A 14,465-nucleotide genomic window follows, 5' to 3' on the forward strand; every position below is an offset into this window, starting at 1 on the left:
AGCGAAGCCAGGGGCATGGCGGTACACTGTGCCTGCCAGCGCGATGGCGTCAGGCAATGGTTCAGCATTCGAGAACAGGCGGGGGCTAAGGTGAGCGAGCAAGATCAACACGCGGCCAGTGCGACGGCGCCAGAAGCCTATGATGTCGTGGTGTCGGGCATCGGCATGGTCGGTGCGGTTCTAGCCGTACTGCTGGGACGCGCCGGCTGGTCGGTGGCGATGGTCGATCCACGCCCTGGCCCTCTTGACCGGCAGAGGCTGCCGCTGGCGTCGCCTGCCCCTCGGGTAAGCGCCTTGACGCCTGTATCCCAGCGGCTGCTTCAGGTGATTGGTGCGTGGACGGATATTACATCACGGCGCGTAACGCCCTACACCGGCATGCAGGTGTGGGATGCCGAGGGCTCCGGCGAGATTCGTTTTCGCGCCGACCAGGCGGGGGTTTCGGTACTGGGCCACATCGTCGAGAACGACCTGGTGCTGGCCTCACTGGAAGCTTGCCTGGACGCGCTGCCGCAGATCAGTCGCTTTTATGGCCAGCGAATCGTCAGTCTGGCCGGTAGTGATGATATGCGTGAGGTGGGCCTGGAGGATGGCAGAACGCTGTCGGCGCCGCTGGTGGTTGGTGCGGATGGGGCGCGATCACCACTACGCGAGTTGGCGGGGATTGAGGTCAGCCAACATGACACAGGACATCAGGCAGTGGTCACCACCGTTAGGACCGAGCGTCAGCATGGCGCGGTAGCGCGCCAGGCGTTTCTGCCCAGCGGACCCTTGGCCTTTCTGCCGCTGACGGTCGACGGCGACAGCCACTATTGCTCGATCGTCTGGTCGACCTCTCCTGAGCATGCGCAGCAGCTGTGTGAGATGCCGTCCGAGGCGTTGGGACAGGCCATGGGGACTGCCGTGGATCACTGCCTTGGCGCGGTCGAGGTCCTCGACCAGGCGATCCGTTTTCCGCTGAGCCAGCGTCACGCTGAGCGCTACCACCAGCCAGGCCTGGCGCTGGTCGGTGATGCTGCCCATAGCATTCACCCGTTGGCCGGTCAGGGGGTCAATCTGGGCTTTCTGGATGCGGCAGTGCTGGCCGAGGAATTGCTGGAGGGCCGCCGCCGAGGCGTGTCTCCGGGCAACATTCGCCTGCTGGCGCGCTACGAGCGCCGCAGGCGCGGTGACAACAGCATGATGCTGGTGATGATGGATGGCTTCAGACGGCTCTTCGGAAGCCGCCACCCCGGTATTACCCTGCTGCGCAACCTGGGCTTGTCTGGCGTCGATCGAGTGTCGCTGCTCAAGCGACTGATCATGCAGCAGGCAACCGGGTCGCGCGGGCGCCTGCCGGCGTCGTGTCGCTGATGACAGTCCGCACCGGTCGGCAGGCGTTATTGCCTAGGTGATGGCTCTGGTGATGGCTCTGGTGATGGCTCTGGTGATGGCCCAGGAGACGGTGGCCAGGATGACCTGGCCACCTGTGTCTTACTGAGGAGTGCGCTGGCTGATGACGTTCAGCGCCTTGAGCAGGTTCAGGGCCTCGCCGAGCTGATAGTCTCCAGCCAGTCTGTCGCTCTGGTCGCTCCTGTCACGCTGGCTATCCTCGCCCAGGTGCCCTTGCAGGTCGGCTTCACGAATCCTCAAGCCGCTGCTTTCCGCGACCTCGAGTCGGCCCCGCACGACTTCCACATCGGGCTCGATGCCCTGGGCCTGAATCGAGCGCCCGTTGGGGGTGTAGTAGAGCGCCGTGGTCAGCTTCAGCCCTTCTCCATTGCCGAGGGGCAGGATCTGCTGCACCGATCCCTTGCCGAAGCTCTCGGTGCCCATTACCACGCCGCGACGCTGGTCCTGCAGCGCGCCTGCCACGATCTCGGCGGCGGATGCGCTGCCACCGTTGATCAGGATGACCAGAGGCACGTCGGGCGCCACGGTGCGACGAGTGGCGGAGAAGCTCATGTCGCTGTCGGCCAAGCGCCCTTCGGTATAGACGATCAGGCCTCTGTCGAGGAAGGCGTCGGCCACGTCCACCGCCGATTGCAGAACGCCTCCAGGGTTATTGCGCAGGTCCAGCACGATACCCGACTGGGCGCCCTCGTCACGCAGCTCGGCCAGGGCATCTTCGACCTGCTCACCGGTGCGCGACTGGAACTGGCTGATGCGCAGATAGCCATATCCGGGCTCCAGCACGTCGCTCTTCACGCTGTCGGTGCGGATGATCTCACGAGACAGGGTGACTTCCCTTGGGGCTCCGTCGCCGGCACCCACCACGGTGAGGCGGATGTCGGTACCTGGGTCGCCGCGCATCATGTCCACGGCTTCCTGCAGCGTCAGGCGGTCCGTCGGGGTGTCATCAATGCGCAGGATGGCATCGCGTGCCTCCAGGCCAGCCCGCTGGGCCGGCGTATCATCGATCGGTGTGATGACCGTGAGCTGGCCGTCGTCGAGCCCGACCTCGATGCCGATGCCGCCGAATTCGCCCTGGGTGGTCTCGCGCAGGTTGCGGAAGGCGTCCTCGTCCAGATAACTGGAATGCGGGTCGAGCTCGGACAACATGCCGCGCATGGCATTCTTGAGCAGGGTGGCATCGTCGACTTCCTCGACATAGCCACGCTTGATCCGCTCGAAGACCTCCGAGAAGGCCTGTATTTCGTTGATCGGCAGCGCATCGTCGGCGCTGCTGGTCTGGGCCAGACTGGTGCCGGGCCAGGCCAGCAGGGCGGTGAGGCACCACGCCAGGCCGAGCCCGGTGACGGTCGCAGGGCGCGAGGGGCGATGTGCGGCTCGGTGTTGGAACATGCGGTCTCCGCTCGACGTAGGGGCAAGGTTCAAGCATAGCCCCAGGCAGGTGGTATGGAAATGGCAGGGATCAGCGCCGCGCGATCCAGCCGCTGGGGTCAATCGGGCTGCCGCGTCGGCGGACCTCGAAGTACAGTCCGGGGGCGTCCCGGCCGCCGCTGAGGCCAACGCGGCCAAGCACCTGGCCGCGCTCGACCCGGCTGCCGACGCTCGTCTCGAACTGCTGCAGGTGGGCATAGAGCGTCATTACCTGATCGCCGTGATCGATGATCAACAGATTGCCAAAGCCGCGCATCCAGTCGGCAAACACCACGCGCCCGGCATGCACTGCCTCGACAGCGGTGCCCGAGGCTGCCTGGATCAGGATGCCATTGCGGTGGACGCCACGGGACTGGTGAAAACGGCTCAACATCATGCCCTGTACCGGCCATGGCAGATCGCCGCGAGTGCGCTCGATGGCGGTAGACGGGGGCGGTCGCTCCAGCCGGGTCATGGCCTCCTGTACGTCGCGCAGCACGCGTTCGGCGTGGGCCCTGTCCTGGTCGAGCGCTGCCAGGCGCGAGGCTTCGGTGTCATAACGCTGGTCCAGCTCGTTCACCAGGGCCTGGCGTTCCTGGCTCTGGCGGGCCAGGGACTGGCTGCGGGCTTCAACATCGGCCCTGAGCGCTGCAAGGCGCTGCGTGCGCTGCTCCAGCGCGTCCCGGTTCTCGTCCAGGCGTCGGTTGAGCTGTGCCAGCAGATCCAGTCGCTGGTTGCGTGCCTCGGCCAGATGGTTGAGGTAGGCCTGCAGGCGGTCGAGCCGGGCAGGGTCGTCCTGATTCAGCAGCAGCTTCAGCTGTGGGGTGGTTCCCATGCGGTACAGCGCGTCCAATTGGCGAGCCAGGGCGGCCTGCTGCTGTTCGCGTTCCGCCTCCATCAGCTCTCGGCGTCTTTCCAGCTCGGCCATTTCCTGGTCGATATCCCGGCGCTCGGCCTGCAGCTCATCCAGCTGTCGGTGGGTGTCGGCCAGGGCGGTTTCCACCTCACGCAGGTCAGCGCTGGCATCGTCGCGAGCGCTATCGGTGCTGGCCAGGCGCCGATTGGCCTCCTTAATGCGCTCACCGATGGCGTCCAGGGTGGCCTGGGCCTCGCGCTCATCGGGGCTGGCGAAGGCAGCGGGCAAGGAGGCCACCGTCATCCCGGTCAGCGGGGTAGGCAGACCGCCCAGCCACAGGGCGGCGGCAAGCAGAAACGTGCCGCAGCGGCCATGAGGCGTGCTTGCGAGGCCATGACGCCGCCTCGTGGGAGACGGCGTCATGGCTGAGCGTGCAAGGGCGGCGGGTCGGCCTTGACGAAAGGGTACGAAGAAGCGTCTCACGACAGTTCGATCAGCACCTCGCCGGTCATTTCCTCAGGCACGGTTTCGTTCATCATCGTCAGCAGGGTGGGAGCAAGATCGCACAGGCGCCCGTCATCCTTGAGCCGGGCATCGCGGCTGCCGACATACACCAGTGGCACCGGGAAGGTGGTGTGGGCGGTCTGCGGGTTGCCTGTCTGCGGATGCACCATCTGTTCGGCGTTGCCGTGGTCGGCGGTGATCAGACAGGCACCCCCCGCTCTTTCGATCGCCTCGACCACACGGCCTACGCACTTGTCCACTGCCTCGATGGCGGCCTTGGCGGCGTTGAAGTCGCCGGTGTGGCCGACCATGTCGCCGTTGGCGTAGTTGCAGATGATCAGGTCATAGCTGCCGCCATCGATGGCCTCGACCAGGGTGTCGGTCAGCTCAAAGGCGCTCATCTCGGGCTTTTCGTCGTAGGTCTTGACGTCCTGGGGGGAAGGAATCAGGGCGCGCTTCTCACCTTCGAATTCCTGCTCGCGGCCGCCGGAGAAGAAAAACGTCACGTGGGCGTACTTTTCGGTCTCGGCGATACGCAGCTGGGTCTTGCCGCGACGCTCCATCACCTCACCCAGGGTGTTGGTCAGGTCTGCGGGCGGGAAGGCCGAGGGAGCGGGAATGTCTGCCGCGTACTGGGTCAGCATGACCAGACCATCGGCGGCCAGCGTCGGCCGTGCTTGACGGTTGAAGCCGTCGAAGTCCTCGAGCACAAAGGCGCGGGTGAGTTCGCGGGCGCGATCGGCGCGGAAATTGAGGAACAGCAGGGCGTCACCATCGTTGACGGTGACGGCCTCGCCGTTGGGCCGCACGCTGGTAGCGGCCACAAACTCGTCGGTTTCACCACGTTCGTAGGCGGCGGCGAGACCCGCTTCGGCACTTTCGGCCTGCTGCTCGCCGTGGCCTTCGGTAATCAGGCGGTAGGCCTTTTCCACTCGCTCCCAGCGGTTGTCACGGTCCATCGCGAAGTAGCGACCGATGATCGACGCCACATAGCCGTTATCTTTGCCCACCAGCTCAGCGAGCTTGGCGTTGGCACGCTCGATCGACGCCTGGGCGCTCTTGGGCGCTGTGTCGCGGCCGTCCAGGAACCCGTGCAGGTAGATGCGGGTGGCGCCGCGGCGGGCGGCCATCTCGGCGATGGCCAGCAGGTGGTCCTCGTGGCTATGTACGCCACCAGGGGAAAGTAGACCCAGCAGATGGACGGCCTTGCCGGCACTGACGGCAGCGTCGATCGGTGCGGTCAGAACGACATTGTGGTCGATCTCACCGTCCTCGATGGCCTTGGTGATGCGGGTAAAGTCCTGATAGACGATACGCCCGGCACCCAGGTTCATATGGCCGACCTCTGAGTTACCCATCTGGCCGTCCGGCAGGCCCACATGGCGCCCGTCGGTATGGATCAGCGTGTGGGGACGCTCCTTCCACAGGCGGTCCATATGAGGAGTGTCGGCGGCGGCAACGGCATTGGACGCGGTATCTTCGTTGTGTCCGTAGCCGTCGAGAATGATCAGCGCCACCGGGCGCGGTGCGGTCGCAGTGTCCGTCATGAGGAATAGCCTCTAGCTCAAGGTGACCTCGCCCGGCATCCTTCTCTGTGGTCATCGCGGTGGATGACGGGGGATGTCCTGGGGTGTCGTGAATTAACGCTGGTGCCTGGCGTTGCGGGAAGCGTGCAGCATGGCATGCCAAACGTCGCTGACGGGCTTATGGCGTAGGCGAACGGGCTCGCGACACGAACTTCCTTGCGGCATCATATCGCACGCTGGCGTCAAGCGTCATTGCCCCGAGGGGGCACTGACCGCGAGGCATCAGCGCTGAGTCGTGTATACTGGCCGCCCCGCGGCGGTCAGGGGAGACGCAGGCTATGCTGGCGTGCTTCCCTGGCGGTGATCGAGCGCTTCGCAGGTGGTGTCTGACCCCGCGCCTTGATCCTGCGCCCCAGGCCTTCACCATCTTTGCATCCGACAAGAGTTAGCCGAGCCCATGATCGATCAGCTGTTCGAATTTGTGCAGAACCATCCGCTGCTGGTGGCGGCCTTCCTGGCCGTGCTGACGGCCTGGCTGCTGTATGAGCTGCGCAATGCCAATGCCGGTGGCGTCACGACCAGTGAGGCCACTCAGATGGTCAACCGCGAGGACGCCGTGATCCTCGACGTGCGCGACAAGAACGACTTCAAGGCAGGGCATATTGCCGGTGCGCGCAATATCCCCCAGAGCAACCTCGACAATCGCCTTAACGAGCTCGACAAGGTCAAGTCATCGCCCATCGTGGTGGTGTGCAAGCATGGCCAGAGCTCTGGTGCCGTAGCGGCCAAGCTGAAAAAAGCCGGTTTCGAGCGTGTGTTCAAGCTCAAGGGTGGCATGACCCAGTGGCAGACCGATAACCTGCCCATCGTCAAGAAATGATCGCCCGCACTGATTTCTGATTACCCGTTTCAAGGATTTTTACCATGGCAGATGACAACAACCAGAACGCCGGTGCCCAGGCCGCCGGTCAGCAGGATCAGGAAAAGCCGCAGGTGCAGTTTTCTCTGCAGCGCATCTACGTGAAGGACATCTCCTTCGAAGCGCCCAACTCCCCGGGCGTCTTTGGCCAGCCGTTCAAGCCGAAAGTCGGACTGGATCTGGATACGCGCAGCGCCAAGGTCAGCGAGGGTCTGTACGAGGTGGTGATCAAGGTGACCGCCCAGGTGACCCACAGCGAGAGCGGCACCACCTGCTTCCTCGCCGAGATCGAGCAGGCTGGCCTGTTCCGCATCACGGGTATCGAAGGCGACCAGCTGGACCACACCCTGGGTGCTTTCTGCCCCAATGTGCTGTTCCCGTATGCTCGCGAGTGTGTTGACAGCCTGGTCAACCGCGGTGGTTTCCCGCCGCTGATGCTGGCGCCGGTCAACTTCGAAGCACTGTACGCCCAGAAGAAGCGTCGCGAAGCCGAGCAGCAAGGTGCGGCTCAGGGCGAACAGGCGCCGACCGCTCACTGATGAGCGATATCGCCTTCCGGGGCCCCCGCATTCACGTCGCCGCCGCGCTTGTCGCTGGCGGCGACGTCGTTCTGCCCGAAGGAGCCGCGCGACATGTGGGGCGCGTACTGCGGCTCAAGCCTGGCGATTCGCTGGTACTGTTCGATGGCCAAGGCCAGGAGGCTTGCGCCAGCATCGCTGAGGCCGACCGAAAGAAAGTAAGCGTTCACATACGTGAGGTAAGAGACGGTAGCGGCGAGTCGCCCCTGTCGGTTCACCTTGGCCAGGCGATCTCCAAGGGGGATCGGATGGATTACGCCATCCAGAAGGCGGTCGAGCTTGGAGCAGCGGCGATCACGCCGCTGTACACCGAGCACGGTGACGTGCGTCTGAAGGGGGAGCGCGAGGCCAAGAAGCTGGCGCATTGGCAAGCCGTGGCGGTCAGTGCCTGTGAGCAGTGCGGGCGGGCCACGGTGCCCCCGGTACATGAGCCTCAGACGCTGGAGCACTGGCTTGGCCAGCGCGATGAGCTGCTGAAACTGGTGCTGCACCCCGGTACGCCTGGGGTACTCGATCGCGTTGACGCCGTCGACCGCGCCTGCGTGCTGATCGGCCCGGAAGGCGGCCTGTCCCTCGCCGAGGTTGAGGCGGCGAGCGCCAAGGGGTTCGCTGCCCTGACCCTGGGGCCACGCATCCTGCGTACCGAAACCGCCCCGGTGGTAGCATTGACCCTTCTTCAATCAAGGCTTGGGGATATGTGAGCGCTTGCTGACTTTTCAGCTTGACGCTTGTCAGCAAGCCCGGCCAATGCGCCGGGCTTGCTCGTTGTGGGCCTGTACCGTGTTGGAGGCCGCTTACGCCTCTTGCCCCAGCTTCGCCCGGGTGGTGCGGTAGACGCTGTCCAGGTGGGCCAGCATGGCGCGCTCGGCGGCGTCGGGGTCGCGACGCTTCAAGGCGTCGAGTATGTGGCAGTGCTCCCGGTAGCTGCGTTCGATGGCGCCGGGTTCGATCATCACCTGGCGACGCACATTGAGGCCGTAGGCGTAGAGTTCCTCGCTGTAGCCGGCGAGGATCTCGTTGCGGGCGTACTCCGAGATCAGCTTGTGAAAGTTCTGGTCCGATAGCTGGAAAGGCACCGGTGAATCGAACATGTCGGCCTGGGCGTGCAGCAGGCGCTCAAGGCGCATGAGGCCATCGTCGTCGATATTCATGGCGGCCTTGCGGGCAATCGCTGCCTCCACCACGATACGGCTTTCAAACACGCTGTCGACATCATGACGGTTGACAGCATGCCCCTCATCGAACCCGTGCTGGCGCCGATAGGCCTCCAGGTCCCGGTCGGTGGCACACACTCGCGTCTTGGCGCCGTGGGAGACGCTGATCAGGCCATAGCCGCTGACCAGCGACATGGCGCCGCGCACGGTTTCACGGCTGACCCCGAACAGCTGCGCCAGGTCTCGCTCACTTGGCATCACATCGCCGTCTCGCAGCAGGCCGTCCAGGATCATACCCACCAGCTTGTCCGCCAGGATGTCTTTTTTTGTCTTGTTCTTCAGGGTCTTCTCGAAGGCAAAGGCCGAGCTTTCCATGGCGTGGTCCCTCTCATGCGTCGACGTCGTCCGGCAACCTCCAGCGCGGTATCCGCCGTCGGCTCTGTCGTTCGTTTCGGTAGTGGATGGTGCCGCGATGGCATGGCTGTCGTCGGGCTGGCGCGGGTCTCGCGCTTTCCACGGCTTTCTGGTCTGCATGTTAGACCAGATCAATCTTGACGGAAACGTATCTCTTGTTCGTGGCGACTATCTGCTAGACAAAGGTCTAGTTTTACGCCAAAGCGGTTGACTGGTCTGGAACGTCACGCCTAGATTCCGTTTCAACTGGTCTGGTAATCCAACCACTAGACCAGATGGCAGCGGAGCCTCGCCATGGCGGGGGCCAGCAGGCGACTCCAGCGGCCATGACCGGCACTCCCAATAACAATCATATCGACATAACAACGATACCAACGCTCAGGAGCATCCCATGAACAAGTGCACGCTCGCTCTCTCCGCTCTCTCCGCTCTGACGCTGGCCCTGGCGTCCACCGTTGCCCAGGCTGACAAGATCGTCTTCGCCATCGGTGGCGCGCCCGGCAGCTTGCAAGGCCAGACCTCCCAGTACTTCGCCGACGCGCTGCAGGAGCGCCTGGGCGACGCCCACCAGGTGGAGTACTACCACAGCGGTCAGATCGGCGATGAACGCCAACTGATCCAGAAGCTGCGTCTTGGTACCGTCGACCTGGCCGCCATCTCATCGATCATGTCGTCGGTGGCGCCGAGCTTCGCGCTGTTCGATCTGCCGTTTCTGGTCAAGGATCGCCAGCACCTGGTGGCCGTGGATCAAGACATCGTCATGACCGACCTGGCCGAGGATGCTCGTGAGCAGGGGCTTGAGATCGTGTCGACCTGGGAGAACGGGTTTCGCCAGATCACCAACAATGAGCGTCCGGTCAATGTGCCGGAGGACCTGGATGGCCTGAAGCTGCGTACCCCCCAGAGCGAGTGGCGTACCCGCATGTTCGAGACCTGGGGGGCCAATCCCACGCCGATGGCCTTCTCCGAGGTATTCGTGGCGCTGCAGACCGGCGTCGTCGATGGTCAGGAGAACCCGCTGTCCAATATCGACGGCGCCAAGTTCCAGGAAGTACAGGACTATCTGTCGCTGTCCAACCACGTCTATTCGCCGATCTGGCTGACCGCCGGCAAGGGCGGCTGGGAAAAACTGCCGGAGGACGTGCGCAGCGCCATCCAGGAGGTGGCCGTGGAAACCCAGGGGTGGGCGCTGGCCAAGGGTGAAGCGCTGGACGGCGAGCTGGTGTCGGTGCTGGAGGAGGCCGGCATGCAGGTCAATATGGTCGACCGCGGCGCTTTCGTGGAAGCCAGTACACCGGTCTATGAAGCCTTTGCCAGTCAGGTGGACGGCGGCCAGGCGCTGATCGATCGGGCGCTGGGCCTGGCCGGCGAATAACCGGCCGGGTGCCACCAGGGACGTCGCCATGGCATCCCTGGTGGCTACTGTCCTTTCTCTGTTGTTGCTATACCCGCTGCCCATATATCCCTGCTGGAGATCGAGACCATGACGCCGCTCGACACGGCACGCCTGTGGCTGGAACGCCTGCTGGAGTGCTTCACCGTCACCTTGCTGCTGACACTGACGACCATCGTGCTGGTCGCCGTGGCACTGCGTACCTTTGGCGGCAATCTGCCCTGGTACGACGAGGTGGCCTCCATCAACCTGGCCTGGTTGAGCTTTTACGGCGCCTGTCTGGCCGCGCTCAAGCGTGCCCACATGGGCTTTCCCGGTCTCGTCGCCAAGGCCAGCCCTGGCCTTCGCAGCAGTCTGTTTGTGCTTTCCGAGATCATCGTTGTCGGCTTCTTTCTGGCGGTGGGCTACTACGGCTACCTGGTGCTGCCGATCCTGGCCTGGGACAGCCTGGTGGCGTTGCCGGCGATCGGGCTGGATGTGACCCAGTCGGTGATTCCGATCAGCGCGGCGCTGTTCATCCTGTGTGAACTGCTGAGCCTACCGGTGGCGTGGAACAAGGTGCGTGCCGGTATCGACAGCGAAGAGGAAGCCATCGAAGAGGCGATCCGCATCGCCGAGCAAGACTTGAAGGAGCACCGCTCATGACGCTTTTGATCGTGATCGCCGCGCTGTTCGCGCTGGTACTGATCAATGTGCCCATCGCGGTGGCCATCGGCACCGTGGGCGTGGTCGGGGTGGCCGTCTTCATGGGCGTCGATTCCCTGGTCAATGTGCCATTGACGCTGTTCAACGGCGCCACCAAGTTTCCGCTGATCGCCATTCCGCTGTTTATCTTTGCCGGCGCCCTGATGAATACCTCCGGCATCTCGCTGCGCCTGATCAACCTGGTCTCCGCCATGGTCGGCTTCGTCCGTGGCGGCCTGGCCATGGTCAACGTCGGGGTGTCGATGTTCTTCGCCGAAATTTCGGGGTCCGCCGTGGCTGACGTGGCGGCCACCGGTTCGGTGTTGATTCCCGAGATGAAGCGGCGCAAGTACAACGCCAACTTCTCTGCGGCCATCACCTCATCCTCGGCGTCGCTGGCGATCATCATTCCGCCGTCGCTGTCGATGATCCTGTACGGCGCCATCGCCGACACCTCCATCGTCAAGCTGTTCGTGGCCGGCATCATTCCCGGCATCCTGGGCGGCGTCGGTCTGGCCATGGCCTGCTACTACTACGCGGTGAAGTACGACCTGCCCCGCGAAGAGGCGTTTTCGCTGTCGCGCCTGGGCAAGGCGTTCAAGGAAGCCTTCTGGGCACTGACCCTGCCGGTGATCATCCTCGGCGGCATCTTCGGCGGCTTTGTCACCGCCACCGAGGGAGCAGGTATCGCGGTGCTGGCCGCGCTGGTCATCGGTGGCCTGGTCTACCGCGAGCTCAATCTCAAGATTCTCTACCGCGCGGTGATCGAAGGCGTGATCCAGACCGCGGTGGTGATGCTGCTGGTGGCGACCTCCGCGGTGCTGGGGCTTTTTCTCACTGAAATGCAGCTGCCCCAGGAGCTGGCGCGCCAGATTACCGCTATCACCAGCGACCCGGTGGCGGTACTGGCGTTGCTCAACATCCTGCTGCTGCTGCTCGGCATGTTCCTGCACGGGGCCGCCGCGATCATTCTGGTGGTGCCCATCGTGATGCCGCTGGTCCAGCAGATCGGCATCGACCCGATTCACTTCGGCCTGATCCTGACGCTCAACCTGGCCATCGGCCAGCAGACGCCGCCGGTGGCCTCGGTGCTGGCGACCTCCTGCTCGATCGCCAAGACCGACATGTGGGAGGTGACCAAGGTCAACCTGCCGATGATCTTCGTGCTGTTCGTGGTGCTGATGCTGGTCACCTACGTGCCGGCGATCCCCATGAGCCTGGTCCATGCCTTCTACGGCTGACGCTTTCGAACTTCCGCCTCACTGGCGCTACAGACAATCGAACAAGGAATAACGACATGACCCAGAAGACTCCCCTGATCGCGCTGACCCTCGGTGACCCTGGCGGTATCGGCCCGGAACTGGTGGCCAAGCTGTTGGCCGAGGGCGAGGCCACCCAAGGCTGCCATACCGTGCTGATTGGCGACCGCTGGCTATGGCAGGAAGGCCAGCGCGTGGCTGGGGTGAACCTCGAACTTCCCGAGGTGGAGAGCTTCAAGGAGGCCCGCGATCACAGTGGTCCGGTATTTCTTGAGATGGACACGGTGTCGCCTGACCAGACCGCCTACGCCGAGGCCAACGCCGCGGGTGGCGCCTCGGTGCTGGCGGTGCTGAGTCGCTGCATCGAGGCCCACAAGGCCGGCGAGGTCGACGGTATCTGCTTTGCGCCGCTCAACAAGTACGCCATGAAGCTCGGCGGCCTGGGCCACGAGGACGAGCTGCACTGGTTCGTCGAGAAGCTGGGTGTGACCACCTTCTTCAGTGAGTTCAATACCCTGGGAACGCTTTGGACCTCGCGTATCTCGTCCCATGTGCCACTCAAGGACGCCCACACCTACATCACCGAAGAACGCATCGTCGCCGCGGCCACCCTGATTCACGACACCCTGAAAAAGGCCGGCTTCGACGCGCCCAGGGTCGCAGTGGCGGGCTTCAATCCCCATGCCGGCGAAGGCGGCACCTGTGGACGTGAAGAGATCGACATCATCGCCCCGGCGGTGGAGGCATGCGTCGCCAAGGGCTACCCCATCGTGGGGCCTTTCCCTGCTGACACGGTGTTTCTCAAGGCCCGTGATGGCGAGCTGGACGCGGTAGTCACCATGTACCACGACCAGGGCCAGATCGCGATCAAGATGCTGGGCTTCGATCGTGGCGTGACCATCCTCGGTGGCCTGCCGGTGCCGGTAGGGTCGCCGGCCCATGGCACCGCCTTCGATATCGCGGGCCAGGGCAAGGCCAACCTGACCCCGACTCGTAACGCCTTCAACCTGGTCAAGGCCATGTGCCTCAACTGATCGACGGCTTCTCTATTTACCAGCCCTTTTAACCAGCCCTATGAACCAGCCCTTTTAACCAGCCCCGGCCATCGGCCTTGGCGGCAACTCTTGCCGATAGCGGTGATGGCGATACGAGTATCGGCAGCTTGGGCGGCATGACAAGAATGCGACAGGAACCGACATGAAGATCACAAACGTACGTACCCGAGTCTTTGAGTGGAACGGCCATACGGTAGCGCCCCAGGCGCACTTCTGCTCCAACGCCATGGACGAGCTGTGGGACAAGGGCGACTCCATGGGGACCTTCCGTTTCCACGGCTGGACTACGGTGGAGGTCGAGACCGACGCTGGCCTCGTTGGCCTCGGCAATGTGGCCCTGGCACCCCGCATCGCCAAGGCGATCATCGATCAATATCTGGCGCCGCTGGTGATTGGCCAGGACCCCTTCGACTACGAGTACCTGTGGCAGCGCATGTATCGCTCGACCCATGCCTGGGGTCGTCGTGGCATCGGTATGGCGGCGATTTCCGGCGTCGATATCGCCATCTGGGACCTGATGGGCAAGGCGGTCGGTAAGCCGGTGTTCAAGCTGCTCGGCGGACGCACCAAGGAAAAGATTCCCTGTTACGCCTCCAAGCTCTATCGCACTGACCTCAATGAGATGCAGCGTGAGGCCCAGTCCTATCTGGACCAGGGCTTCAAGGCCATGAAGATGCGCTTTGGCTATGGCCCGAAGGACGGCCCGGAAGGCGTTCGCGAAAACCTCAAGAGCGTCGCTGCGGTGCGCGAGGTCATCGGCGACGACATCGATCTGATGCTCGAGTGCTATATGGGCTGGAACCTGGAGTATGCCAAGCGCATCCTGCCCAAGCTCGAGCGCTTCGAGCCGCGCTGGCTCGAGGAGCCGGTGCTGGCAGATGACATCGACGGCTACGCCGAACTCAATGCATTGACCAGCATTCCGATCTCCGGTGGCGAGCATGAGTTCAACCACTACGGTTTCCGCCAGCTGCTGGAGAAGCGCGCCGTATCGGTGGTGCAGTACGACACCAACCGGGTCGGGGGCATCACCGCCGCGCGCAAGATCAACGCCATCGCCGAGTCCTTCAGCGTGCCGGTCATCCCCCATGCCGGCCAGATGCACAACTACCATCTGACCATGTCGACATTGGCGTCTCCGATGTCAGAGTTCTTCCCGGTGCATGACGTCGAAATCGGCAATGAACTGTTCTATTACCTGTTCAAGGGTGACCCCGAACCGGTCAATGGCTTCCTCGATCTGGATGACGACCTGCCTGGTCTGGGGCTCGAGCTCAACGAACAGTACTTCGACCAGTTCACCATCATCGAGTGAGACGAC

Annotated in this window: 13 protein-coding genes; 9 read left to right on the top strand and 4 right to left on the bottom strand. The window is 63.6% G+C overall.

Going from position 1 to position 14,465, the window contains the following annotated elements:
• Window positions 1–90: 90 nt before the first annotated feature.
• Window positions 91–1,353, top strand: a complete 1,263-nt coding sequence (locus tag KUW18_RS05530; protein WP_315900648.1) for a UbiH/UbiF/VisC/COQ6 family ubiquinone biosynthesis hydroxylase — start codon at window positions 91–93, stop codon at window positions 1,351–1,353.
• Between the two features lie 120 nt (window positions 1,354–1,473).
• Here KUW18_RS05530 and KUW18_RS05535 read toward each other — a convergent pair whose 3' ends face one another.
• From KUW18_RS05535 to gpmI, 3 genes are all read right to left on the bottom strand, one after another.
• Window positions 1,474–2,784 (bottom strand): S41 family peptidase, encoded by a 1,311-nt coding sequence (locus tag KUW18_RS05535; protein WP_206942130.1) that lies wholly within the window; start codon window positions 2,782–2,784, stop codon window positions 1,474–1,476.
• Window positions 2,785–2,854: 70 nt separating this feature from the next.
• On the bottom strand, window positions 2,855–4,081 hold the full coding sequence (locus KUW18_RS05540; protein ID WP_315900649.1) for a murein hydrolase activator EnvC family protein: 1,227 nt from the start codon (window positions 4,079–4,081) through the stop codon (window positions 2,855–2,857).
• A gap of 56 nt (window positions 4,082–4,137) precedes the next feature.
• Window positions 4,138–5,709, bottom strand: coding sequence for a 2,3-bisphosphoglycerate-independent phosphoglycerate mutase (gpmI, locus tag KUW18_RS05545; RefSeq protein ID WP_222560969.1), 1,572 nt, complete (start codon window positions 5,707–5,709; stop codon window positions 4,138–4,140).
• Window positions 5,710–6,145: 436 nt separating this feature from the next.
• Between gpmI and KUW18_RS05550 the strand changes: the two genes are divergently transcribed.
• The 3 genes from KUW18_RS05550 to KUW18_RS05560 are packed head-to-tail and all read left to right on the top strand — an operon-like array spanning window position 6,146 to window position 7,886.
• A complete protein-coding gene (locus tag KUW18_RS05550) occupies window positions 6,146–6,568 on the top strand; it encodes a rhodanese-like domain-containing protein (RefSeq protein WP_206942132.1) in 423 nt (140 codons plus the stop codon).
• Window positions 6,569–6,612: 44 nt separating this feature from the next.
• A complete protein-coding gene (gene secB, locus KUW18_RS05555) occupies window positions 6,613–7,146 on the top strand; it encodes a protein-export chaperone SecB (protein WP_206942134.1) in 534 nt (177 codons plus the stop codon).
• Complete coding sequence (locus KUW18_RS05560) at window positions 7,146–7,886, top strand: 16S rRNA (uracil(1498)-N(3))-methyltransferase (protein ID WP_222560970.1); 741 nt, start codon at window positions 7,146–7,148, stop codon at window positions 7,884–7,886. The genes secB and KUW18_RS05560 overlap by 1 nt, the downstream gene beginning before the upstream one ends.
• 93 nt (window positions 7,887–7,979) lie before the next feature.
• Here the strand turns inward: KUW18_RS05560 and KUW18_RS05565 are convergent, their stop codons facing one another.
• The gene (locus tag KUW18_RS05565; protein WP_222162249.1) at window positions 7,980–8,714 is read right to left on the bottom strand and encodes a FadR/GntR family transcriptional regulator; all 735 of its coding nucleotides are present in this window, start codon (window positions 8,712–8,714) and stop codon (window positions 7,980–7,982) included.
• 430 nt (window positions 8,715–9,144) lie between these two features.
• Here KUW18_RS05565 and KUW18_RS05570 point away from each other — a divergent pair, with 430 nt between their 5' ends.
• From KUW18_RS05570 to KUW18_RS05590, 5 genes are all read left to right on the top strand, one after another.
• The gene (locus tag KUW18_RS05570) at window positions 9,145–10,128 is read left to right on the top strand and encodes a TRAP transporter substrate-binding protein (protein ID WP_222560971.1); all 984 of its coding nucleotides are present in this window, start codon (window positions 9,145–9,147) and stop codon (window positions 10,126–10,128) included.
• A gap of 108 nt (window positions 10,129–10,236) precedes the next feature.
• Window positions 10,237–10,791, top strand: coding sequence for a TRAP transporter small permease (locus KUW18_RS05575; RefSeq protein WP_222560972.1), 555 nt, complete (start codon window positions 10,237–10,239; stop codon window positions 10,789–10,791).
• Window positions 10,788–12,071 carry a TRAP transporter large permease gene (locus tag KUW18_RS05580; protein WP_222162246.1) on the top strand — a complete coding sequence of 428 codons (1,284 nt, stop codon included), beginning with the start codon at window positions 10,788–10,790 and terminating at the stop codon, window positions 12,069–12,071. The genes KUW18_RS05575 and KUW18_RS05580 overlap by 4 nt, the downstream gene beginning before the upstream one ends.
• 56 nt (window positions 12,072–12,127) lie before the next feature.
• Window positions 12,128–13,123: a 4-hydroxythreonine-4-phosphate dehydrogenase PdxA gene (locus tag KUW18_RS05585; protein ID WP_222560973.1), complete on the top strand. Its 996-nt coding sequence runs from the start codon at window positions 12,128–12,130 to the stop codon at window positions 13,121–13,123.
• A gap of 163 nt (window positions 13,124–13,286) precedes the next feature.
• Window positions 13,287–14,459, top strand: a complete 1,173-nt coding sequence (locus KUW18_RS05590) for an L-rhamnonate dehydratase (RefSeq protein WP_222162244.1) — start codon at window positions 13,287–13,289, stop codon at window positions 14,457–14,459.
• Window positions 14,460–14,465: the final 6 nt, after the last annotated feature.

Origin of the sequence: Halomonas sp. DP5Y7-2 (assembly GCF_019802025.1) — a bacterium.
GTDB classification, from domain to species: domain Bacteria; phylum Pseudomonadota; class Gammaproteobacteria; order Pseudomonadales; family Halomonadaceae; genus Halomonas; species Halomonas litopenaei_A.

What these genes read in the sequence shown, in the direction of transcription:
- KUW18_RS05535 (WP_206942130.1), bottom strand. Translation starts at nt 2,784, where the DNA reads ATGTTCCAACACCGAGCCGCACATCGCCCCTCGCGCCCTGCGACCGTC.
- KUW18_RS05540 (WP_315900649.1), bottom strand. Translation starts at nt 4,081, where the DNA reads ATGACGCCGTCTCCCACGAGGCGGCGTCATGGCCTCGCAAGCACGCCT.
- gpmI (WP_222560969.1), bottom strand. Translation starts at nt 5,709, where the DNA reads ATGACGGACACTGCGACCGCACCGCGCCCGGTGGCGCTGATCATTCTC.
- KUW18_RS05550 (WP_206942132.1), top strand. Translation starts at nt 6,146, where the DNA reads ATGATCGATCAGCTGTTCGAATTTGTGCAGAACCATCCGCTGCTGGTG.
- secB (WP_206942134.1), top strand. Translation starts at nt 6,613, where the DNA reads ATGGCAGATGACAACAACCAGAACGCCGGTGCCCAGGCCGCCGGTCAG.
- KUW18_RS05560 (WP_222560970.1), top strand. Translation starts at nt 7,146, where the DNA reads ATGAGCGATATCGCCTTCCGGGGCCCCCGCATTCACGTCGCCGCCGCG.
- KUW18_RS05565 (WP_222162249.1), bottom strand. Translation starts at nt 8,714, where the DNA reads ATGGAAAGCTCGGCCTTTGCCTTCGAGAAGACCCTGAAGAACAAGACA.
- KUW18_RS05570 (WP_222560971.1), top strand. Translation starts at nt 9,145, where the DNA reads ATGAACAAGTGCACGCTCGCTCTCTCCGCTCTCTCCGCTCTGACGCTG.
- KUW18_RS05575 (WP_222560972.1), top strand. Translation starts at nt 10,237, where the DNA reads ATGACGCCGCTCGACACGGCACGCCTGTGGCTGGAACGCCTGCTGGAG.
- KUW18_RS05580 (WP_222162246.1), top strand. Translation starts at nt 10,788, where the DNA reads ATGACGCTTTTGATCGTGATCGCCGCGCTGTTCGCGCTGGTACTGATC.
- KUW18_RS05585 (WP_222560973.1), top strand. Translation starts at nt 12,128, where the DNA reads ATGACCCAGAAGACTCCCCTGATCGCGCTGACCCTCGGTGACCCTGGC.
- KUW18_RS05590 (WP_222162244.1), top strand. Translation starts at nt 13,287, where the DNA reads ATGAAGATCACAAACGTACGTACCCGAGTCTTTGAGTGGAACGGCCAT.